Here is a 20,596-nt window from a genome sequence, read left to right as displayed (position 1 = left end):
TCTCACTGCTCGATAGGTTTCTTGCCTGTATGAAACCTGCCTCAACGACTGACGCCCGCCTTGTGCGGGCGTTTTTTTTTGGCCTCACGGTTTTCTGGTAATCACGCCGCGACGCTTTATGTTGCAGGTGCAGCATTTGTCGCTGCCGGATTACCAGGAGGGTACCATGACCGAAAAAACACTGAGCGGACGCCGGGCCATCGTGACCGGATCGACCTCGGGCATCGGCCACGGGGTCGCCGTGGCGCTCGCCGCTGCCGGGGCCGACGTGGTGCTGAACTCGTTCACCGACACCGAAGACGACCATAAACAGGCGGCCGATCTTGCAGCGCAATACGGCGTTTCGGTCACCTATATCAAGGCCGATATGTCGAAGCCGGACGAATGTCGCGCATTGATCGAGAAAGCGGGCGGCTGCGATATCCTGGTCAACAATGCCGGCATCCAGCACGTCGCGAAGATCGAGGATTTTCCGGTAGAGAAATGGAACGCGATCATCGCGATCAACATGTCCTCGGCCTTCCATACTACCGCCGCCGCGCTGCCGGGCATGTATGACAAGGGCTGGGGCCGGATCATCAACGTGGCCTCGGCCCACGGGCTGCGCGCCTCGCCTTTCAAGGGGGCCTATGTCGCCGCCAAGCACGGCGTGGTGGGCTTTACCAAGGTGACCGCGCTGGAAGCGGCGGGCAAGGGCGTGACGGCCAACGCGATCTGCCCGGGCTATGTGCTGACCCCGCTGGTCGAAGCGCAGATCCCCGACCAGATGAAGACCCACGACATGGACCGCGACACGGTGATCCGAGAGGTCATGCTGGACCGCCAGCCCTCGAAGGAATTCGCCACCACCGAAGAGATCGGCGGCACCGCGCTGTTTCTGTGCACCGACGCCGCCAAGCAGATCACCGGCACGACGATCAGCGTCGATGGCGGCTGGACGGCCATGTAAAGGGGCGGCGGCCAAGAGGGGCATCGAGCCCCTCTTGGCCGCCTCGGGGGGCGCTGCCCCCCGCCGGGCCTGCGGCCCGCCCCCCGGGATATTTTCGGATTAAAGATAGGAGCCCTCATGGCCGCCACGGCGCGCGAGACGAAGCGGATCAACCTGGCCCTGCAGGGGGGCGGCGCGCATGGTGCGCTGACCTGGGGGGTGCTGGACCGGCTTCTGGACGAGGAGTGGCTCGAGATCGCGGCGATCTCGGGAACATCGGCGGGGGCGCTGAACGGCGCAGCCTTCAAGGCGGGCTATGCGGCGGGCGGTCGCGAGGGCGCGCGCGAGACGCTGGCGGCGCTATGGGACACTGTCGGACGGGGGGCGTCGGATCTGGTGCCCGGTTTCGCGCAGTCGGAATGGACGCGGGCGTTTTTCTATCCGCTCGACGTGGCGATCAGCATGAGCGAGGCGCTGATGCCCTTCACGCCTGTGGATCTGGCCGCGCAGGTCTTCAGCCCCTATGACTGGGCGCCGTTTCTGGGCAATCCGCTGGAACCCGCGGTGCGGGCGCTGGATATCGACAATGTCTGCGCCGAGGGGGGACCCGCGCTGTTTGTGGCCGCGACCAACACCCATACCGGCAAGGTGCGGGTCTTCGGGGGCGCGGAGGTGACGCATCAGGCGATTCTGGCCTCGGCCTGTCTGCCGACCTTCTTCCGCGCGGTCGAAATCGATGGCGAAAGCTATTGGGATGGCGGCTACTCCGCCAATCCCGCGCTGTTCCCCCTCTACGACAAGGGTCTGCCCGACGACATCATCATCGTGTCGCTGAACCCGCTCTATCGGCCCGTCGTGCCCGAGACGTCACAGGATATTCTTAACCGGATCAACGAGATAAGCTTCAACGCGGCGTTGCTGTCGGATCTCCGCGCGATCGCTTTCGTCAAGCGGCTTCTGGCGCGGGGCGCGATCGAGCATGGCGTGATGAAGGATGTGCTGGTGCATATCATCTCGGACGACGACACGATGCGGGGATTGTCGGCGCGCACCAAGATGGCGCCGAACGCAGCGCTGCTGGAGAAACTGTTCGACGCCGGACGCACCGCCGCTGACCGGTTCCTGCGCGCCCATCGCGATGATCTGGGAACGCGCACGACGGTCGATCTGCAGGCGATGTTCCGGTAAGGGGGCCGCCCTCAGGCCCGGCGGCGCCGGTTGGTGACCTGACCCGGGCGGTCAGGATCGGGCGCCACGAGGCCTGCCGAGATGATCAGCTTGGCGGCATCCTCGACGCTCATATCGAGCATGCGCACATCGGCTTCGGGCACGAAAAGCAGAAAGCCCGATGTCGGGTTGGGCGTGGTCGGCAGGAAGACCGAGATCAGCCCCTCGCCGCCGATTTTCGTCGCCACCTCGCCGCGCGTTTCGGTCGACACGAAGGCCACCGCCCAGAGGCCGGGGCGGGGATATTCGACGAGGCACGCGCGCGAGAAGGAATTGTTGGACTGCGAGAAGATCGTCTCGGCAATCTGCTTGATCGCGTTGTAGATCGAACGGATCACCGGCATCCGCGCGACGATATCCTCGGCCCACGAGATCAGCGACCGGCCGATGAAGCCCTTGGCGACCCAGCCCACGATCAGCACGAAGAGCAACGCGATGACGACGCCGATGCCGGGGATTTCCAGTGTCGCGAGCTGCTCGGGCAGATAGCGCAAAGGGATCAGCGGCACGACGCGGCTGTCGACGAATTCGACGAATCCCGTAATCAGCCAGATCGTCAGCGCCGCTGGCGCCACGACGACCAGCCCGGTCAGGAACGAGGTTCGCAACCAGGCGAAAATTCCGCGACGAGGCGGACGGGGATTGGGCGACATGACGAGGGGCCTTGGGAAGGAGGACGAGCCCAGAGATAGGGGCCCGCAGGGCGCATCGCAAGGGTCCGCGCCCGCGCCCTGAATGTCAGGCTTTCAGGGCGCGGGCGCAGCCTTAATGTCAGACCAATTCGCAGGCAATTTTTGCCGCGAGGCGGGCATTGTTGAGCACCAGCGCGATATTGGCGGTCAGCGAGCGGCCCTCGGTCGCCTCGAACAGGCGCGAGAGCAGGAAGGGCGTGACCTCTTTCGCAGTGATGCCTTCGACCGCAGCGGCCTTGAGTGCCTCTTCCACCACCGGCATGATTTCAGCGCGGGGGATTTCGGCCTCGACCGGGATCGGGTTGGTGACAAGCTGACCGCCCGCAAGACCCAGAGCGCCCCGCAGCCGGTGGGCCGAAGCGATGGTGGCGGGGTCGTCCATCCGCAGGGGCGCTTTCAGGCCCGAGGCGCGCGACCAGAAGGCGGGCAGCTCGTCCTGACCGACCGCAATCACCGGCACGCCCAGCGTTTCAAGCACTTCGAGCGTCTTCGGCAGATCGAGGATCGCCTTCGCCCCGGCGGCCACGACGGTGACGGGGGTTTTCGACAATTCCTGCAGGTCGGCGGAGATATCGAAGCTTTCCTCGGCGCCGCGATGCACGCCGCCGATGCCGCCGGTGGCAAAGACAGCAATCCCGGCGAGATGAGCGCAGATCATCGTCGCGGCGACCGTCGTGGCCCCGGTCTTGCCCTGCGCGAGGCACACGGCCAGATCGGCGCGCGAAAGCTTCATCACGTCCTTTGCCTGACCGAGCTGATCGAGCTGCGCGTCGGTCAGGCCGACATGGATCGTGCCATCCAGAATGGCGATCGTGGCGGGCACGGCGCCATGGGCGCGGATCTCGGCTTCGACCGCGCGCGCGGTTTCGATGTTTTGCGGAAACGGCATGCCATGGGTGATGATCGTCGATTCGAGCGCGACGAGGGGCAGGCCCCTGGCGCGGGCATCGGCGACTTCGGGCGAGTAGGAGAGGGGCAGGGTCACGGGTGAAAATCCTCGAAGGCGACATAGGCGGCGGCTGCGTCCTGAGCGCGGGTCAGCGCCTGCAGGCGGTCGGCACCGCGGGTTTCGGCGAAAAGATGCGCGGCCATGAACGTGTCGCCGGCGCCGGTGACGCGGCGGGCCTGCACGGCGCGGGCGGGACGGCTGAGCGGCGGCAGGCCACGGGCGCAATCGGCGGCGGGTTGGGCGCCGTCTGTGACGAGCGCGCGGGCCGCGCCCGCCTCGACCAGCGCCTGAGCCGCGTCGAGCGCGCTGTCGGCGTCGCGGCCGGTAATCAGCCCGGCTTCCTGCCGGTTGACGTAAAGCGTGGCGCGGGCGTGGCGCATGACCGGGATCAGGCGTTCGGCCTTGCCGGGCGACGCGGGCGCGATGCGCAGATCGGCCTCGGCAAAGAGCGGCGACGCAGCGATCTGTTCCAGAAGTTCGGCGGTCAGGTTGCCATCCAGAGCGATGGGGCCGCGCCAAGGCTCTTGCGCGCGGCCAAGCCGGCCATCGCTCAGCGGCGTCAGGATCGCCTCGCCTGCCGCTTCGAGCGAATGTGCGTCGGCGATGGCGGCGATCAGGCCCGATTGATCCTCGATCGCCATGTAGCGGTCGGTGGGCAGATCGGTGCGCAAGACATAGGCGGTCGAGACACCCAGCGCATCGGTCGCGGCGATCAGATCGTCACCCTCGGGATCGGCGCCGATAGCGGTCAGCACGGCGGGTTTCAGCCCGAAACGCGCCAGCGTCATGGCAATGTTCATCGCCACGCCGCCGGGGATGCGGGTGATCCGTCCGGCGACGTCGCCGCGCGCGCGCAACGCGCCGTCGGTCCGGCCGATGATGTCCCAAAGGACGGAGCCGATGCAGAGAATGTCGGGTGGGGTCATGCCTTGCGGAACGTCACGATCTGGGCCTTGTCGGTGGCATGCGCGGGATCCTTGCCCTGCGCCGCCTGCCCGTAGATCGCTACTTCGGCACGGTCAAGCCCGGTGATCTGGCCGTCGAGCGCCGCAAAGGCCGGGCCGAACCCCTTGTCGCGCCAGACCGCGTCGTTGATGGACAGGGCGAAAAGCGCCCCGGGCCGGGCAGCGGCAAGGAGCGGGGCGAGGGCCTCGGTCCCCACATGACCATGCGTGAAGGTGCCCGAACAGACGAGGCCCGCGTAATTCGACCGGGGCAGCGGCTTGGTCACGTCGGCGGCGATCAGGTCGTGGTAGAGGCCCTTTTTACCCGCCCGCGCGAGCATCTCTTCCGACAGGTCCAGCGCATCGACCACGCCGGTGAAGCCAAAACCCCGCAAGGCCGCCGTCAGAAGTCCCGTTCCCGCGCCCACGTCCAGCACGGGCCCGTCTCGCGGGCCTGAGCGCAAGAAGGCAGCGGCAACTTCGGCAGGCAGGCGGTAATCCATCTCCTGCGCGAAATCCTGATCATAGGTATCGGCCCAGTCGGCATAGAGCCGCAGGCAGGCATCGGGTCCGTCGAGCGCGTAGGCGCCGGAAAGGTCAGGTTTTTGCATGATCCGATTGGGCCACGCACTGGGCACAGAGTCCAGCCTCGATCACCGCCAATGCGCGGCGCTGCGCTTGTGGGGGAAGGGCAGGTTGGTGGCAATGCGCGTCTCGTAATCGGGCTGGGTGAGAAACCGTATCCCCGGCGCCCCGGCGATTTTTGCCGCGTCCTGCGTGATCTGCGCGGGGCCGGAATGCCACCACGGATAGGGGGTGTCGGTAGCGTGCAGCGATGCGGCGACCCGGTCGCGGAGGGTGGCGAAAAAGGGCAGGCCCGGCTCGGCGGCAAGGAAGTTGTTGGCAATGGTCGCATGGCCTTCCTCGATCACCATCACCAGCCGCGCGTGATCCAGCCAGTCCGCGATATCGGCGCGCGGATATTCATCGAGATCGACGAAGATCCCGCCTTCGGTCGTCAGCAGTGCCAAGCGGAACAGGTCGGCGCGGGTGGCGGGGTCGGGCAGGCGGTCGAAAAGGGGGGCGAGCGCGGTGTTCGTAGCCAGCCAGTCACGCGCGCTTTTGGCATCGAACAGCCGCTGCGGATAGAGCGCGCCCCAAGCGGCCAGGCTGCGCTCGACCGCCGAGGATCGCGGGCCTTCCCAGTAATGCGCGACGCGGGGCGGGATCGGGCTATGCGAAAGCGGAGTAAAGCCGGGAATGGCGCGCGCGAAGCCCAGCGCCGCCTGTGCCGGACCGGGCGTTGCGCTGAGCGCATCGGCAACGATCCGGTCGCGCAGATCGTCGCCCGGATCCGCGCCCAGTTCGGCGGTCTTCAAGCTGCGGAAAGCGTCGAGCTGCGCTTTTGCCCCTTCGGCATCGCCCGACAGGAACGCCACCCGCGCCGCGCTGAGCCGCAGACCCATCCGCGTGGGGCTGGTGTCAAGCGCGCGGCTCAGCGTATCGCGCGCAAGGGTCAGGTCGCGCGTCGCGGCGGCGATCTCGGCCAGCCAATAGCCGTGCTCGGCCGCCATCGGGGCGGCGACAGGGGCAGGGCCCAGCGCTTGCGCCGCCGCGTCAGGCCGCCCCGCCCTGAGGAGAGCCTCGGCCCGGCGCAGCCTTGTACGCAAAGCGTCATCGGGCAGCGCGGGATCGGCAAGGGGCAGGCGCGCGAGCGCGGCTTCGGGCAGGCCCAGCCGCAACAGGCTGCGCGCGGCCATCCGGGGATCAGGATGGGTAGCGAGGTCCTTGGACAGCTGACCCCAGTCATCCGCCAGTTCCCGCGCTTGCAGGTGAAGGCCCTGCAACACCCGGTTCCGGGCAAAAAGGCGCAAGGCCCGTGTCGCGTGGTCCAGAACCGGCGCGTAATCCGGCTGCGGCCCGGCCGAGAGCGTGTCGAGCAGACAGCGCATGTGCTGGACATGGCGCTGCGCGGACCAGCGCCACGGCGCATCGGTCTCGCCCTGCGCGTCAAGCAGATGGCGGGCCTCAGCCGTGCGGCCCTGTTCCAGCGCCAGCCGGATCCGCTGCGAACGGGTTGCGGGATGGTCGGGGTGACGTGCCGCCAACTGGGCATAGGCCGCGCCCGCGCTGTCGAAATCGCGCTCGGCCACGAACGTGTCGATCAGCCACGACCAGAGCCCGGGCGCAGCGGGCAGGGCCGGGGCCTCGAGCCCCACGCGCCGTGCCAGCGCCGACGCGCCCTCGCGCCGCCAGCTTTGCAGAAGCGACAGGCGCGCGGCCTGCGGGCCCGGGGGGATATCGGCGGGCAGGTCGAGCAGGATGTGGATTTCGGCGCGCGCGGCCATATCGCCGCTGACGCTGGGCGATGCGGGGTCGAGCCGAGCCAAAGCCGCCAGCGCGCGGTCGGGATCGTCGAGCGACCAATACGCCCAGCCCAAAGCCGCGCGCCTCCGGTTCGCCCGTTCGACCGCCCGCGCCAGCGGCTCGGCGTCGTTCTCGGCCTCGACCGACAGCCGTGCAAGGTCGATCGAGCCGGGCCAGCGGGCCTGAAGCGCGCGCAGGTCAAGCGGAAGCGCCATGCGGACCAGCGTCACCGCCTCGGCCAGTGCGTCGTCGTAGGACAGCCCGTTCAACCGTTCCGACAGATCGCGCCCCGGTGCGTCCGGGTCGGGCAGCGGCGCCGTCCACAGGTCTTGCGCCAGCGTCTTCATAGCTACGCGCTCAACAGGCGCTCGCCCTCGGCAAAGCGCATGTCCAGCTCGGCCTCGCAGGCCATGCGGAACCGATAGGTCAGGCCTTGCAGGAACATCAGCGCATCGCGCTCGATGGGGAATTGCTCGGACGCCCAGACGCGCGATCCCATCAGCTTGCTCAGCCGTTCCTGATTGGCCTCAGTAATATCGAGCCCCAGATGCTCGAAGATCCGCTGCACGCTGCCGTCGCGGTCGGTATGGAAATCCTCGTAATTCAGCAAGATCAGGTCGGGATAGGCCGCGCGCCAGCGCGCGAGATTGGCGGTGAAATTCCCATGCAGACCCAGCCGCGCGTCGCGCACGAAGGAAAACAGCGTATCGTCCAGCCGCAGCGGCCGATCGTGATCCTTGCCGAAGCGCCACAGCATGTGCATCCGGATCGCTGACACCGCCCGCGCCAGCGGGTCGCGCAGGATGTAGAACACCTTGGCGCCGGGACTGAGCGCCTTGCATTCGGCGATCTGATCGGGCGTCAGAAACGCGTATTCGGGCGTGAAGTCCATCGACAGCTTGGCCGGATCTTTGGGCGTCATCAGCGTGCGATACCACTCGACCCCGCGCTTGTGGTTCCAGTCCCAGAAATGCGCTTCCTTGTTGGTCGAGGTCACGGGTCGACTGTCCGGAAAAATATGAGTGCGGGGATGGGTACTGACCACCGAATGCAGCCAGCTGGTCGAGCCTTTCTGGCAGCCGATGCACAGGATGTCAGTCACGTTCTCGCGCGTCATGCCGGGCGCTCCTGCCGGGCCTCAAGAAGAGCGCCACCCTCGGTGAAGGTGATGCCAGTCTCTTGCTTCAGGGCATCGCGCAGCGGCCACATCGCGCCGTGCAGGAAGTTCAGGCAATCAGGCGACAACGTATAGGCGGGCGTGGACCACACGCGGCGCCCGGCGCGGTCGGTCAACGTCTCGCGCGTGGCTTGCGACAGCGCGTCCCAGGCCAGCCCGCAATGATCAAGCACGCGGCGTAGCCCGGCCAGCGGATCGGCGCGCAGATCCTCGTAATTCAGGACCAGCATATCGGGATAGTACCGCCGCCACCGTGCGAGATTCCGGGCATAAGCGCCATGCTCCCACAGGCGGGCATTCTTGCAGCGGGTCAGGAAATGCGTGTCATACTCGAGGCGCACGTCCTCGGCGGCGGCGTGCTTGCTGGCCCACACCGTGTGCATCCGCACGCCCGACACCGCCCGTGCCAGCGGATCGCGCAGGATATAGATCACCCGCGCGCCGGGATTGAGGCGCTGGCACTCGGTCAGCTGCGCCTCGTTCAGAAAGGCGTATTCGGGCGTGAAATCGAGGCTCTTGAGACGCTCATCAAGGGGGCGCATCGTCACGCGGTACCAATCCGGGCCACGGTGATGGTTCCAGTCCCAGTAATGCGCTTCCTTGGTATGCGCGGTGACGGGCTGGAAATTCGGGAAGGCCCATGTGCCGGGATGAGCCGACAGGCATTGATGCAGCCATGTCGTCATCGCACGCTGAGCGCCGATGCACAGGATGTCGGCGACGTTTTCGCGAGTCATGAGGGATCCCCTGCCTCGGTCAGGTCGGCGGGTAGTTGCCAGCGCAACTTGTACCCCGTGCGGTGGCGGCTGATCGCTTCGCGGTCGCCAACAAGCCGCGCGGCTTCGATCGCCTTGCGGCGGCGGAACGGGTTGTCGCCCGCATCGACGGCGGTTTCGAAACACGAGAGGGCAAGCGCGGCGTCGCCACCGCGAAGGCAAAGATCTCCAAGCATCCGCAAGGCGTAGCCGGTCCCTCCGTGGCTGTCATCCCGAAAACCGGGCGCGGTCACGCGCTTGGCCAGCACCGGCTGGCTGAGCCGCGCCAGCGACAGGCCCAGCGTGACGCGGTTAAAATCGAGCACCGGCGCGATGGCGCTGGCCAGCGTGCCGGGTTCGGGCGGCAGGCTGGCCGGATCCCTCGCGAGCCGGGCCTCGAACCGCGTGGCGGCCAGATCGGCGACCTGCCACGCGCGGAAGAACTCGAGATACAAAAACAGCCTGAGCGGATCGCCCCCGGTCGCCGCACGCGGCCAGCCCTGCGGATCGGTGAACGAGAGCGGCTTCGCGAAGACCGATGCGTCCATCTGCTGCGCCAGCGCGGTCAGCGCCCGTTCCTTGCGCTTGGCGGCGGCGTCGAGCGGTTCGAAGGTGCCGTCCGCCCGCAGCGTGGCGATGCAGCGGAAACGCGCGCGTTTTTGGTTGGGGTCGGTGATCCGGGTGAACAGGTCGATGCCGGTTTCGCCGCGCGCCGCCACTTCGGTCGGGTCGTCTTCGAACATAGTGCGTGGGTCCTATCAGATCCGGCTGACCACGAGGTCATGGATCGCCAGACGGAAATTGCGTGCCTGACGGGGCAGGGCGATGGACAGCTTGGCGCTGCTGCCGGACCCGACGCACGCAGCAGGGAAGCGCCGCGTGACATGCGCAGCACCGCCCGCCGGACAGTTATGGACATGGCCCTCGGCGAAGCCATGCGCGCGGCGGCCCAGTCGGTCGCGGCTATCGACCGACAGCGCGGTCTCGAACAGGTAGCCGCGCATATCCGACACGATCAGATCGACGCGGACCCCTTTGAGCGCCGGATCTGCCCTGGCCCCCAGCCAGCCGTCGAGCGACAGTTCCAGCGCGGCCCACTCGCGAGTGTCGGGGATCTGCAGGATCGCCCGTTGCTGGCCCGGATCGGCATGCAGCAAAAGCCCCGGCGGGGTCTCGGCCATCGACAGGACGCAGCGGTCCAGAAACGGCGTGCCCGCGCCCAGCACGTAGCCGATAGGCTCGGCCCCGACGCTGGGCCAGAGCGACCACAGCCGGTCTTCGGCGGGCACATCGATGACATGGTCGGTCGCGCTGCCGGTCAGTGCGGCTTCGAGCCGGGAAATCCGCCCTTCGATCCCCGAGCGCGTGCCGTCGAGCTTGTGCCACAGCGCACTGGTTTCGTCGTTGAGCTCGCGCACGACCGATGCGGCGGCGGCGCGCACCAGCGCCGCGCTGGCGGCAGGTGCATCAGCGGTGCTGTCTCGCGGCGTGTTCAGCCCAATCTTGGCCAGATCCGAGAACAGGCGCCAGTCATAGGACGGGTTGTCGAGCGTATTGAGCACGACGCTGCGCGCGGTATCGTCCTTACGGCGCACGCGGCGGTGGTGAAAGGCGAGTTTCTTGTCGAGGATCGCCAAGCGCCATGTCTGCAGGAACACGGTCAGGAAGGCGCGGTCCTCCATGACGTTAAAGGCATCGGGAAAACCCCCGGCCTCGATCACCGCGTCGCGGCGCAGCATCCATTGCACTGGATAGAGATCGTGGCGATAGGTCGTATAGGCCACCGGGTCGAGGAAGAAATCCTTGCGCCCAAACGGGTTGGGCAGGCCTTCTTCACCCAGAATCCGGATCGATTCGACCCCGTTTTCGACCACCAGATCCTCGCGAATGGCGGTGACCAGCGACGCCACGCCGCCCAGATCGGCGGCAAGTGGCCGCGTACGGTCGAAGAAGCCGACGAGTTCTTCCAGAAAGGTCGGGTCCCAGGTGTCGTCATCGTCAAGGCAGCAGACGAATTCTGTCTCCAGCGCCTGCACGCCCCGGTTGAAAGCCTCGGATCGCCCGACCGAGCGTTCCAGATCCAGCCGGATCAGCGAGCCGGACGGAAAAGCAGGCGGGCTCACGATGTCCACAAGAGCGGCGTCGAGCGCCGCCGGATCGCCGCCGTCATTGATCAGGCAGACTGTCCAGCCGGTGTAGCTTTGCGCGGCGATGCTGGCGAGCGCACGCGTAACAAAGCCCGGACGGTCCTTTGTCCGGACGACCACGCCCACCCGATCCACCGATAAAACCATGTATTCCGCCGCCCCGGATGACGCATCCTGCCGATTGCGGGCAGACTAGAACAAGGGTCAATACAGGGTCCATCCCGAAATTTGTGAACACGTGATGATTGATGGAACGCAAGAATCAATCTAATGTGAAAGCGTTCATCACGGCTATTTCAGCCAATCTAATGGCAACCAACCCTTTGGGTAATTTTCAAAATCGGAGTTCCTCCATGACTATCCAGACCAGATTTCCTGGCCGGTTAAGTGCGATCAGCATGGCCGCGGCCCTTGGGATGCTGCTGTCATCCGCACCTGCCCTGGCACAGGGGATTGTGGCCTCTCCTGAAATGGGGACGTCGATATCGCGCATGAGCGATGTTCAGATCGCCGACATCATCGCCACCGCCCAGCCCGCTGATCAGGTCTTCTCTGCCGATCGCGCGTCGCCAACCGGTCGGACCATGCGCAGCGCCGCCGCCGATGCGGCCCCGGCCGAGCCGATGATCAGCCAGGGCTTCGCCGGCGTTCCGACCCGCATGATGGTCGACGAAAGCGCGCTGCGCGAGCTTCAGGCCGAGGCCGACGCAGCCGTCGCCGCCTCGGGCGGGATGTCGACCGACGATGCCGGCATCGATAATGGCAACACGATCTACCATTACAGCGATGCGCTGGTGCCGCCGCAATATTTCCAGTGGCCCTATCGCTCGATTGGTAAATACTATTTCCAAGCGTCGGACAGCAGCTGGTATTCGTGCTCGGCCTCGCTCATCCACCGCGCGATCATCGTCACCGCCGGCCACTGCGTCTATGACGGTGGGCGCGGTGATCAGTCGGGCTGGAACCTGCAGGGCTTCTTCGTACCCGGCTACAACGCCGCGAATGGCAACTCGCATCTCTATGGCGTGTGCGACATCCGCATTATGTATACCACCAATGGCTGGTACTACGAAGGCGACCTGAATGGCGGCTACGACGTGGCCTTGGCTGTCTGCGGTCGCCTGCGCGACGCGCGCTATGCCCGCAACTACAACGGCTACCTGCCGGGCGGACGTCTGGGCTATCTGGGCTTTTGCTACTTGAACTGCGCGCGCAGCTATTTCCACCTGACGCAGTTCGGCTATCCGAGCAACCTCTATGACGGCGACGTCATGACCTCGAGCGCGCACCTCTCGGTCACCGGCATGCCGCTGCCCCCGCAGCCCAGCCTGAACGGCGTCGACTATGTCTATGGCAGCAGCCATTCGAGCGGCACGTCGGGCGGCCCGCACATCGCCAATGTCGGCTACATGCAGGAGAACCCCTGGATCTCGACCTATTACGCGAACCGCAACATCGTCTTCGCGGTCAGCTCGTGGGGGTATACCAACCGGTCGATCCGGATCAGCGGTGCCTCGCCGCTCAGCGGCTACAACAACACCAACTGGTTCCGCTGGATGTTCAACCGCGCCTGCGCACAGTCGCGCACCTATTACGGCGCCTGGTCCTGCACGAATATCTGACGCTTTCCTCCCCGGCGTTTTTCGCGCCGGGGAGGGCCTGATCGCTTGACTTTCCGCCCCATTCGGGGCTATGAGCGGCCCGTGCCCCGCATCGACCCCCCGGTTGGTGCGGGGCACGTATCTTTATCATACCCGAAAGGGGCGCTGTTCGAGGCGGTGCCGGCATCCAGATGCCGGATCCTGAAACACCATGAATGCCGGGCAACCGGGGCCACAGAACGCGGAAATCGAAGGAAACAAGGACATGTTCGCAGTCCTCAAGACCGGCGGCAAACAGTACCGCGTCCAGGCGGGCGACGTTCTGCGCGTCGAACGTCTCGCGGCGGAAGCCGGTGAGAAAGTCCAGTTCAACGAGGTTCTGATGGTCGGCGGTGACTCGCTGGTCGTTGGTGCCCCGCTCGTCGCCGGTGCCGGTGTGCAGGCGGAAGTGATCGACCAGATCAAAGGCGAGAAGGTCATTCACTACGTCAAGCGTCGCCGCAAGCACAGCTCGCAGCGCACCAAAGGCCACCGTCAGCAGCTCACCCTGCTGCGCGTCACCGACATCCTCGCCGAAGGTGCGGACAAGTCGGGCGTGAAGGCCGCGATCGGCTCGGGCACCAAGGTCGAGACCTCGGAAGCCCCGGCTGCGAAGAAGCCGGCCGCCAAGAAGGCCGCCGCTCCGAAGGCCTCGGCCAAGGCCGCTGCCGAAGACGGTGCGGAAAAACCGAAACGTGCGCCGCGCAAGAAAGCGGCCGCCAAAGCTGAGGAGTAATATCCAATGGCTCACAAAAAAGCAGGCGGTTCGTCCCGCAACGGTCGCGACTCTGCGGGCCGTCGCCTTGGCGTCAAGATCTTCGGTGGCCAGGAAGCCATCGCGGGTAACATCCTCGTGCGTCAGCGCGGCACCAAGCACTGGGCCGGCGCGAATGTCGGCATGGGGCGCGATCACACGCTGTTCGCGCTGACCGACGGCAAGGTCACCTTCACCAAGGGTCTGAAGGGCCGCAGCTTCGTGTCGATCGTCCCGGTGGCCGAGGCCGCCGAGTAACGCTGTCGTCACAGTTACAAGTTACTGGGGGGCCGACAGGGAAACTGCCGGCCCCCTTTGTTTTTTCCGGTTCCTACCCCGTATCCTCAAACCGTGAGCAGACGCATGAGCTATTCCTACGGCACCATCGACGCTTCTTCCTGCCTGCAGCCGACGATTCCCGGCGAGCGGCTGGTGTTGCGACCGTTGCGTGCGCTCGATGCGCCGCTGCTGGGCGCCTATGTCGGCGACCGCCGACTGGCCGAGGGTACGCGCTCGATCCCGCATCCCTTGCCCCGGGGCGCTGCTGACGCCTTCATCGAAGCGGCGCATTCCGAGGCGCGCGACGAAGATGTCTGGGCGATCGACGGCACCGCGTTCGGATCGGCCCCGCTTCTGGGGGTTATCTCGCTCAAGGCGCTGGATCGCGGTCAAAGCCAGATCGGCTACTGGGTCGCGCCGTCCTATTGGCGGGGGGGCATCGCCTCGGCGGCGGTCCGCGCCTTGCTTGAGGCCAATCCGCACCGCAACGCCACGGTCTTTGCCGAGGTGTTTCAGGACAACCCCGCTTCGGCGCGGGTGCTGACCAATGCCGGGTTCGAATACATCGGCGATGCCGAGGCGTGGTCGGTCGCGCGCAATCGCTCGGTGCCAACCTGGACCTATCTGCGCCGCATGGGCTGACCGGCCCGCCGCGCCTTTCCATACGGCCCGCGCCCAAGCGCGGGCCTTGATCCGCCACGCGCATAGGGCTATCGCCAAGGCGACGCCGTTCTCAGATGGCCAAGACACCGCGCAAACCGGGATTCTGACATGAAATTCCTCGATCTCGCCAAGGTCACGATCCGCTCGGGCTCGGGCGGCAATGGCTGTGCCAGCTTCCGTCGCGAGAAATACATCGAATTCGGCGGCCCCGATGGCGGCGATGGCGGCACCGGCGGCGACGTCTGGGCCGAGGTCGTGCCCGCGCTGAACACGCTGATCGATTTCCGCTATCAGCAGCATTTCTTTGCCGGCAACGGCAAGCCCGGCATGGGCAAGCAGCGCACCGGCAAGGATGGCGACGACATCGTGCTGAAAGTGCCGCAGGGGACCGAGATCCTCGAAGACGACGGCGAAACGGTGATCACCGACCTGACCGAGATCGGGCAGAAGGTGCTGCTGGCCAAGGGCGGCAATGGCGGCTGGGGCAACCTGCGGTTCAAATCTTCGACCAACCAGTCGCCGCGCAAGGCCAATCCGGGTCAGCCGGGTGTCGAGCGCGAGATCTGGTTGCGGCTGAAGCTGATCGCCGATGCGGGGCTTGCGGGGCTGCCCAATGCGGGCAAGTCGACCTTCCTGTCGGCCACCTCGAACGCGCGCCCGAAGATCGCCGATTATCCCTTCACCACGCTGCACCCCAATCTGGGCGTGGTTGGCGTGGATCAGAAGGAATTCGTGCTGGCCGATATTCCCGGCCTGATCGAAGGCGCGTCCGAGGGCAGGGGGCTGGGCGACCAGTTCCTCGGCCATATCGAGCGTTGCGCCGTTCTGCTGCATCTGGTCGACGGCACCGCCGAGGATGTCGCCGAGGATTTCCGCATCATCGACCGCGAGCTCGAACTGTATTCGGATATCGTCTACGCCAAGCCGCGCATTGTGGGTCTGAACAAGATCGACGCGCTCATGGATGACGAGATCGCCGAAAAGCGCGAGGCATTGCAACAGGCGGCGGGTGCGCGGGTTTATCTGCTCTCGGCCGCGTCGGGGAAGGGCGTGACCGAGATCCTTCGCGCGCTCTGGACCGAGATTTCGGCGCAGCGGACCGAAGCCGCCGCCGAGGATGAGGACGACGCGTCGTGGCAACCCTGACCGAAAGCACGCTGTCGCTGACACAGGCGCGACGGCTGGTGATCAAGATCGGCTCGGCGCTGCTGGTCGATGCGGCGACGGGAAGCTTGAACAGCGACTGGCTGCACGCGCTGGCCGACGATGTCGCCCGCGCCAAGGCGCGCGGCGCGGATGTCGTGCTGGTCTCGTCGGGGTCGATCGCCCTGGGACGCAGCGTTCTGGGCCTGCCCAAGGGCGAACTGGCGCTGGAGCAGTCGCAGGCCGCCGCCGCCGTGGGCCAGATCCGTCTGGCGCGCGCCTATGAAGAAGCGCTCGCGCCGCATGGGATCACCACCGCTCAGGTTCTGGTCACGCTGGAAGATACCGAGGACCGGCGCCGCTATCTGAACACCCGAGCAACGATGGAGATGCTGCTGTCGCTCGGCGTCGTGCCCATCGTCAACGAAAACGATACCGTTGCCACGGACGAGATCCGCTATGGCGATAACGACCGGCTGGCCGCACAGGTGGCGATTACCATCGGCGCCGATCAACTGGCGCTGCTGTCGGATGTCGACGGTCTCTATACCGGCAACCCGCATGTCGATCCTGCCGCGCGGCGGCTCGACTTCGTTCCCGCCGTCACGCCCGAGATCGAAGCGATGGCAGGCGACCCGGTTTCAGGGGTGTCCAAGGGCGGGATGAAGACCAAGATCATGGCCGCGCGCACCGCAACGCATGGCGGTTGCGCCATGGTGATTGCCGCAGGGAATGTCAGACATCCGCTGCAGGCCATTGAAAATGGGGCAAATTGCACCTGGTTCGGGGCGTTCGACGATCCGCAGGCCGCGCGAAAGCGCTGGATCGCGGCGATGAAGCCACGCGGTACGGTGCGCATCGATGCAGGCGCCGTCGCGGCGCTGATGCAGGGCAAGTCGCTGCTGCCCGCCGGGGTGACGGCGATCGAGGGCCGGTTCGGACGGGGCGAGCCCGTGTCGATTGCCGGGCCAGAGGGCGTGATGGGCATTGGTCTCGTGCGCTACACGCAGGACGAAGCCCGCAAGATCAAGGGCAAACGGTCGGACCTGATCGCCGAAACGCTGGGCTATCCCGGCCGCGCGGCGCTGATCCACCGCGACGACATGGTACTTTGAGGGAGGGCAGCCCCATGGACGGCACCACCGAACAGATGGATATCGCAACGCTGATGACCGGCATCGGCGAGAGGGCGCGCGCGGCCTCGGCCGAGCTGGCCTTTGCCGAACCCGAACGCAAGGAAGCCGCGCTCAATGCCGCGGCCGATGCGGTCTGGGCCAAGCGCGACGCGATCCTTGCAGCCAATGCCAAGGATCTCGAATTCGGACGCGGCAAGGGTCTGAGCGACGCGATGATGGATCGCCTTGCGCTTGACGAGAGCCGCATTCAGGGCATCGTCGCGGGCTTGCGCTCGGTCGCCGGCCAAAAGGACCCGGTGGGCGAGACGATCACCGAATGGGACATGGAATCGGGCTTGCATATCCGCCGCGTACGCACGCCGCTGGGCGTGATCGGCGTGATCTATGAAAGCCGCCCCAACGTGACCGCCGATGCCGCCGCGCTGTGCCTCAAATCGGGCAACGCGGTCATCCTGCGCGGCGGCTCGGAAAGCTATCACAGCTCGACCGCGCTTTATGAATGCATCCTCGACGGCCTGCGCGCCGCCGGATTGCCCGAAGCCTCGGTGCAGATGGTGCCGACCCGCGACCGTGCCGCCGTGGCCGAGATGCTGCGCATGGTCCCGTATATCGACGTGATCGTTCCGCGCGGGGGCAAGGGGCTGGTCGGTCTGGTGCAGGCAGAGGCCCGCGTTCCGGTCTTCGCCCATCTCGAAGGCATCTGCCATATTTATGTCGATGCCGAGGCCGATCTGGAAAAGGCGCGCCGTGTGGTGATGAATGCCAAGACCCGGCGGACCGGCATCTGCGGTTCGGCCGAATGCTTGCTGATCGACCGTGGCTTCTACGAGAAGCATGGGGGCGTCCTGATCGAGGATCTGCTCAAGGCCGGTGTCGAAGTTCGGGCCGAAGGTGAATTGCTCAGCATTCCCGGCACGATAGAGGCCAAAGCTGACGATTTCGGACGCGAATTCCTCGATATGATCATCGCCGCCAAGCTGGTCGATGGTGTGGACGCGGCGATTGCCCATATCCGGCGCTACGGCTCGCAGCATACCGAGTCGATTCTGACGGAAAATCAAGCCACTGCCGACCGTTTCTTCCAGCGGCTCGACAGTGCGATCCTAATGCACAACGCCTCGACCCAGTTCGCCGATGGCGGTGAGTTCGGCATGGGCGCCGAGATCGGCATCGCCACCGGCAAGATGCATGCGCGCGGCCCGGTCGGGGCCGAGCAACTGACCAGCTTCAAGTACCTCGTGACCGGTGACGGGACGATCAGACCCTGATCGTCAGCCCTTCGGCCCCGTCCTCGATGGTGACGGGGCCGGTGCTGGCCAGAAGCGCGAATTGCACGGTATCGCTGCGCATTTCGGCAGGCGATTGCCCTGCGACAAGCGGCTCCCACAAGTCGGGGTCGATTTTCAGGCGCGGCGAGTTTCCGGTGACGCGATCGGGGGTGACGGTGATCTCGCCGCCATAAGCCAGTGCGTTTTCAAGACAAAGCGCGGCCAGCGTCAGCCGTTTCGCACAGATCCGGGGCAGGGGCTGCGTGATGGCGGCTGTGTTGACGCTCAGCCGGCCGCCCGACGACAGGCTTGTCAGGGCCTCGATGACCTCAGAGGCGCGGATATCCTGCATCTCATGCGCGCGGCCAAACGCCAGCCGGAACAGCTTGACCCGCGCCTGCGCGACGCGCACCGCGTCTTCCACCAGCGTCAACTCATCCGAGGCCCCCTGGATCATGCTCAGAAGCTCGACCCCGTTGCCGATTGCGCCCAGAGGGCTTACCAGATCATGACACAGTCGCGAGCCGACGATGGCTGCAAGGTCGTCATCGGCCATTACGCGGCCCCCGATACTGGACTGGAGATGTTCCATGGCTCAACTCCTTGAACCCGGCATGTTCGTTCGACATCCGTCGCAACCCGATTGGGGCCTTGGACAGGTCCAGTCGGTTGTCGGTGCGCGCGTGACGGTGAATTTCGAAGAAGCGGGCAAAGTGGTGGTGGATACACAGGTGATCGATCTCGAATGGGTTCCCGGAGCCTAGGTCGTTAGGGTTAACAAAATCGTAAGACACAACCGCCGCACGGGTCAAATGCCGGGGTTGTTCAAGGGAATTGTGGCATGGATCATCGCATCAGCCCGCCAGAGGGCACCCGTGACGCGAATTACGCTGTGCGTCTGGCCGCGAGCGAGGCCGATCTGCTGTCGGCGCAGCGGCTGCGTTACGCGGTGTTTGTCGAGGAACTCGGTGCGCAATGTTCGGGCGCCGATCACGTCGCGCGGTTGGAACGCGATGCTCTGGACCCGCATTTCGACCATCTGCTGCTGATCGATCGCCATGCCGACCCCCAAGAGCTGAACCACGTGGTAGGTGTCTACCGGCTGTTGCCGCAGGACCGGGCCGAGGCGCTGGGGCGGTTCTATTCCGACGCCGAATTCGACCTGACGCCCTTGCGCGCGAGCGGTCGCAAGCTGGTCGAGCTGGGGCGCAGCTGCGTGCATCCGGCGCATCGGCGCGGCGCGTCGATGGTCCATCTGTGGAACGGGCTGGCCGAATACGTGATCGCGCGCGAAATCGAGATCATGTTCGGCGTGGCCTCGTTCCACGGGGCCGACCCGCAGCGCCATGCCGAGGCGCTGAGCTGGCTCTATGCCAACCATCTGGCGCCCGAAGCCCTGCGCGTGACGCTGCGGCCGGGATCCGAGCCGCCGCTTGTTCTGCCAGACCCGGCAGGCATCGACCGCCGCGCCGCGCTGGCCGCGATCCCGCCGCTGATCCGCGCTTATCTGCGGCTTGGCGGTTTCGTGGGGCAGGGCGCTTTCATCGACCGCGATTTCAACACAACCGACGTGTGCCTTATCATGGATACGTCCGCCATGTCCGAGCGTGCCTTTGACTACTACACCCGAAAATCGCCGCGCGCCTGAGCCTGCGTCGCGTGCCGCTGACGCACCGCCATCTTGGGTCTTCAACGAGGGCGAGCCCGCGCCGGTCAGGATCGGCCCGCTGGGTTGGCTGGTCGCGGCGCTGCGATTGCCGGTGCTGGTGGTGGTCGTGTTCGGCGGGCTGCTGATCCACCTGACGATCCGTCTGTTCGAGCGCCCGCTATTCGGTTTGCGCCGTCCGGTGACGCCATTCATCACCCAAGGCGTGTGCAAGGGCGCGCTGGCGATTCTGGGGATACGGCTGAAGACCCAGGGACGCCCGATGCGGCGACGTGGCGCGGTGGTGGCCAACCATGCGAGCTGGCTCGATATTTTCGTCATGAACGCGCCTCAGCGGATCTATTTCGTCGCCAAGGACGAGATCGCCAACTGGCCCGGCATCGGCTGGCTGGCGCGGGCGACCGGGACGATCTTCATCCGCCGCTCGGCGCGCGACGCGCGTGCGCAGAAACTCACCTTCGAGGCCCGGCTGCGCGCCGGGCATCATCTGTGTTTCTTCCCCGAAGGGACCAGCTCGGACGGGATCCGTGTCCTGCCCTTCAAGCCCACGCTGTTTGCCGCGTTTTTCACCGAGGAACTCGCGGGGCTGTTGTCGATCCAGCCGGTCAGCGTGATCTATGTCGCGCCCAAGGGCCGCGACAGCCGGTTCTACGGCTGGTGGGGCGATCTGGGATTCGCGGCGCATTTCCTGCGCGTGCTGGCGCAACCCCGGCAGGGGCACGTCGAGCTGGTTTTCCACCCGCCCGTGCCAATCGCCGAGGCTGGCAACCGCAAGACGCTGGCCCGAATCTGCGAGGCGCAGGTGCGCGACGGCCTTGCCGCGCATCTGCCCGAGGGCGTCATGGCGGATTAAGGGCATCC

Annotated in this window: 21 protein-coding genes and 1 pseudogene; 12 read left to right on the top strand and 10 right to left on the bottom strand. The window is 66.0% G+C overall.

Annotated elements, in window-relative coordinates:
- The first annotated feature begins 166 nt into the window (after positions 1-166).
- Together JI664_RS17830 and JI664_RS17825 are read left to right on the top strand one after the other, a co-directional pair.
- On the top strand, positions 167-949 hold the full coding sequence (locus JI664_RS17830) for a 3-hydroxybutyrate dehydrogenase (RefSeq protein WP_207015124.1): 783 nt from the start codon (positions 167-169) through the stop codon (positions 947-949).
- Between the two features lie 117 nt (positions 950-1,066).
- On the top strand, positions 1,067-2,116 hold the full coding sequence (locus JI664_RS17825; RefSeq protein ID WP_207015123.1) for a patatin-like phospholipase family protein: 1,050 nt from the start codon (positions 1,067-1,069) through the stop codon (positions 2,114-2,116).
- 11 nt (positions 2,117-2,127) lie between these two features.
- On the opposite strand, the gene JI664_RS17820 is transcribed toward JI664_RS17825, so the two are convergent.
- The 9 genes from JI664_RS17820 to JI664_RS17780 form a co-directional block, all read right to left on the bottom strand.
- Positions 2,128-2,808 carry a DUF502 domain-containing protein gene (locus tag JI664_RS17820; RefSeq protein ID WP_207015122.1) on the bottom strand — a complete coding sequence of 227 codons (681 nt, stop codon included), beginning with the start codon at positions 2,806-2,808 and terminating at the stop codon, positions 2,128-2,130.
- 118 nt (positions 2,809-2,926) lie between these two features.
- Entirely contained in the window at positions 2,927-3,832 is a 906-nt protein-coding gene (locus JI664_RS17815; RefSeq protein WP_414707746.1) for a pseudouridine-5'-phosphate glycosidase, read from the bottom strand.
- Positions 3,829-4,722 carry a PfkB family carbohydrate kinase gene (locus tag JI664_RS17810; protein ID WP_207015121.1) on the bottom strand — a complete coding sequence of 298 codons (894 nt, stop codon included), beginning with the start codon at positions 4,720-4,722 and terminating at the stop codon, positions 3,829-3,831. Before JI664_RS17810 ends, JI664_RS17815 begins: the two co-directional genes overlap by 4 nt.
- A complete protein-coding gene (locus JI664_RS17805) occupies positions 4,719-5,351 on the bottom strand; it encodes a class I SAM-dependent DNA methyltransferase (RefSeq protein WP_207015120.1) in 633 nt (210 codons plus the stop codon). Before JI664_RS17805 ends, JI664_RS17810 begins: the two co-directional genes overlap by 4 nt.
- A 42-nt stretch (positions 5,352-5,393) precedes the next feature.
- Complete coding sequence (locus JI664_RS17800) at positions 5,394-7,454, bottom strand: tetratricopeptide repeat protein (RefSeq protein WP_207015119.1); 2,061 nt, start codon at positions 7,452-7,454, stop codon at positions 5,394-5,396.
- A gap of 2 nt (positions 7,455-7,456) precedes the next feature.
- Positions 7,457-8,224, bottom strand: coding sequence for a sulfotransferase domain-containing protein (locus tag JI664_RS17795; RefSeq protein WP_207015118.1), 768 nt, complete (start codon positions 8,222-8,224; stop codon positions 7,457-7,459).
- Positions 8,221-9,021, bottom strand: a complete 801-nt coding sequence (locus tag JI664_RS17790) for a sulfotransferase family protein (protein WP_207015117.1) — start codon at positions 9,019-9,021, stop codon at positions 8,221-8,223. The genes JI664_RS17795 and JI664_RS17790 overlap by 4 nt, the downstream gene beginning before the upstream one ends.
- Positions 9,018-9,782, bottom strand: coding sequence for a hypothetical protein (locus tag JI664_RS17785; protein ID WP_207015116.1), 765 nt, complete (start codon positions 9,780-9,782; stop codon positions 9,018-9,020). The genes JI664_RS17790 and JI664_RS17785 overlap by 4 nt, the downstream gene beginning before the upstream one ends.
- Before the next feature lie 15 nt (positions 9,783-9,797).
- Entirely contained in the window at positions 9,798-11,333 is a 1,536-nt protein-coding gene (locus JI664_RS17780; RefSeq protein ID WP_207015115.1) for a glycosyltransferase family 2 protein, read from the bottom strand.
- 344 nt (positions 11,334-11,677) lie between these two features.
- Here JI664_RS17780 and JI664_RS17775 point away from each other — a divergent pair, with 344 nt between their 5' ends.
- From JI664_RS17775 to JI664_RS17745, 7 genes and pseudogenes are all read left to right on the top strand, one after another.
- Positions 11,678-12,808 carry a trypsin-like serine peptidase gene (locus JI664_RS17775; protein WP_207015114.1) on the top strand — a complete coding sequence of 377 codons (1,131 nt, stop codon included), beginning with the start codon at positions 11,678-11,680 and terminating at the stop codon, positions 12,806-12,808.
- Positions 12,809-13,052: 244 nt separating this feature from the next.
- Positions 13,053-13,523, top strand: a pseudogene (gene rplU, locus JI664_RS17770) (50S ribosomal protein L21); the annotation flags it as partial.
- 45 nt (positions 13,524-13,568) lie between these two features.
- The gene (gene rpmA, locus JI664_RS17765) at positions 13,569-13,838 is read left to right on the top strand and encodes a 50S ribosomal protein L27 (RefSeq protein WP_207015112.1); all 270 of its coding nucleotides are present in this window, start codon (positions 13,569-13,571) and stop codon (positions 13,836-13,838) included.
- Positions 13,839-13,943: 105 nt separating this feature from the next.
- Positions 13,944-14,501: a GNAT family N-acetyltransferase gene (locus tag JI664_RS17760; protein ID WP_207015111.1), complete on the top strand. Its 558-nt coding sequence runs from the start codon at positions 13,944-13,946 to the stop codon at positions 14,499-14,501.
- A gap of 129 nt (positions 14,502-14,630) precedes the next feature.
- On the top strand, positions 14,631-15,668 hold the full coding sequence (gene obgE, locus JI664_RS17755; protein ID WP_207015110.1) for a GTPase ObgE: 1,038 nt from the start codon (positions 14,631-14,633) through the stop codon (positions 15,666-15,668).
- Positions 15,656-16,780 (top strand): glutamate 5-kinase, encoded by a 1,125-nt coding sequence (gene proB, locus JI664_RS17750; protein WP_414707745.1) that lies wholly within the window; start codon positions 15,656-15,658, stop codon positions 16,778-16,780. The genes obgE and proB overlap by 13 nt, the downstream gene beginning before the upstream one ends.
- A 14-nt stretch (positions 16,781-16,794) precedes the next feature.
- Positions 16,795-18,069, top strand: a complete 1,275-nt coding sequence (locus tag JI664_RS17745; RefSeq protein WP_207015109.1) for a glutamate-5-semialdehyde dehydrogenase — start codon at positions 16,795-16,797, stop codon at positions 18,067-18,069.
- Here JI664_RS17745 and JI664_RS17740 read toward each other — a convergent pair.
- Complete coding sequence (locus JI664_RS17740; RefSeq protein ID WP_207015108.1) at positions 18,059-18,661, bottom strand: histidine phosphotransferase family protein; 603 nt, start codon at positions 18,659-18,661, stop codon at positions 18,059-18,061. The two genes, JI664_RS17745 and JI664_RS17740, sit on opposite strands and share 11 nt — an antisense overlap.
- On the opposite strand from JI664_RS17740, the gene JI664_RS17735 reads away from it, so the two are divergent.
- The 3 genes from JI664_RS17735 to JI664_RS17725 all read left to right on the top strand — a co-directional run bounded on the left by JI664_RS17735 (position 18,660) and on the right by JI664_RS17725 (position 20,588).
- Entirely contained in the window at positions 18,660-18,833 is a 174-nt protein-coding gene (locus JI664_RS17735) for a DUF3553 domain-containing protein (RefSeq protein ID WP_207015107.1), read from the top strand. The genes JI664_RS17740 and JI664_RS17735 overlap by 2 nt on opposite strands.
- 77 nt (positions 18,834-18,910) lie before the next feature.
- On the top strand, positions 18,911-19,717 hold the full coding sequence (locus JI664_RS17730; RefSeq protein ID WP_207015106.1) for a GNAT family N-acetyltransferase: 807 nt from the start codon (positions 18,911-18,913) through the stop codon (positions 19,715-19,717).
- A 70-nt stretch (positions 19,718-19,787) separates the two neighbouring features.
- Positions 19,788-20,588 carry a lysophospholipid acyltransferase family protein gene (locus JI664_RS17725; RefSeq protein WP_207015221.1) on the top strand — a complete coding sequence of 267 codons (801 nt, stop codon included), beginning with the start codon at positions 19,788-19,790 and terminating at the stop codon, positions 20,586-20,588.
- The last annotated feature ends 8 nt before the right edge of the window (positions 20,589-20,596 follow it).

It is taken from the genome of Rhodobacter sp. NTK016B (assembly GCF_017303295.1).
In the GTDB taxonomy this organism is placed as follows: Bacteria; Pseudomonadota; Alphaproteobacteria; order Rhodobacterales; family Rhodobacteraceae; genus Pararhodobacter.
The sequence above is the reverse complement of the archived record's forward strand: the minus strand, read 5'-3'. Positions and strand labels throughout refer to the sequence as shown.

Coding starts and splice junctions, on each gene's coding strand:
- JI664_RS17735 (WP_207015107.1), top strand. CDS start 18,660: ATGGCTCAACTCCTTGAACCCGGCATGTTCGTTCGACATCCGTCGCAA.
- JI664_RS17790 (WP_207015117.1), bottom strand. CDS start 9,021: ATGACTCGCGAAAACGTCGCCGACATCCTGTGCATCGGCGCTCAGCGT.
- JI664_RS17775 (WP_207015114.1), top strand. CDS start 11,678: ATGAGCGATGTTCAGATCGCCGACATCATCGCCACCGCCCAGCCCGCT.
- JI664_RS17780 (WP_207015115.1), bottom strand. CDS start 11,333: ATGGTTTTATCGGTGGATCGGGTGGGCGTGGTCGTCCGGACAAAGGAC.
- JI664_RS17740 (WP_207015108.1), bottom strand. CDS start 18,661: ATGGAACATCTCCAGTCCAGTATCGGGGGCCGCGTAATGGCCGATGAC.
- rpmA (WP_207015112.1), top strand. CDS start 13,569: ATGGCTCACAAAAAAGCAGGCGGTTCGTCCCGCAACGGTCGCGACTCT.
- JI664_RS17800 (WP_207015119.1), bottom strand. CDS start 7,454: ATGAAGACGCTGGCGCAAGACCTGTGGACGGCGCCGCTGCCCGACCCG.
- JI664_RS17825 (WP_207015123.1), top strand. CDS start 1,067: ATGGCCGCCACGGCGCGCGAGACGAAGCGGATCAACCTGGCCCTGCAG.
- JI664_RS17830 (WP_207015124.1), top strand. CDS start 167: ATGACCGAAAAAACACTGAGCGGACGCCGGGCCATCGTGACCGGATCG.
- JI664_RS17730 (WP_207015106.1), top strand. CDS start 18,911: ATGGATCATCGCATCAGCCCGCCAGAGGGCACCCGTGACGCGAATTAC.
- obgE (WP_207015110.1), top strand. CDS start 14,631: ATGAAATTCCTCGATCTCGCCAAGGTCACGATCCGCTCGGGCTCGGGC.
- JI664_RS17820 (WP_207015122.1), bottom strand. CDS start 2,808: ATGTCGCCCAATCCCCGTCCGCCTCGTCGCGGAATTTTCGCCTGGTTG.
- JI664_RS17785 (WP_207015116.1), bottom strand. CDS start 9,782: ATGTTCGAAGACGACCCGACCGAAGTGGCGGCGCGCGGCGAAACCGGC.
- JI664_RS17760 (WP_207015111.1), top strand. CDS start 13,944: ATGAGCTATTCCTACGGCACCATCGACGCTTCTTCCTGCCTGCAGCCG.
- JI664_RS17795 (WP_207015118.1), bottom strand. CDS start 8,224: ATGACGCGCGAGAACGTGACTGACATCCTGTGCATCGGCTGCCAGAAA.
- JI664_RS17810 (WP_207015121.1), bottom strand. CDS start 4,722: ATGACCCCACCCGACATTCTCTGCATCGGCTCCGTCCTTTGGGACATC.
- JI664_RS17745 (WP_207015109.1), top strand. CDS start 16,795: ATGGACGGCACCACCGAACAGATGGATATCGCAACGCTGATGACCGGC.
- JI664_RS17805 (WP_207015120.1), bottom strand. CDS start 5,351: ATGCAAAAACCTGACCTTTCCGGCGCCTACGCGCTCGACGGACCCGAT.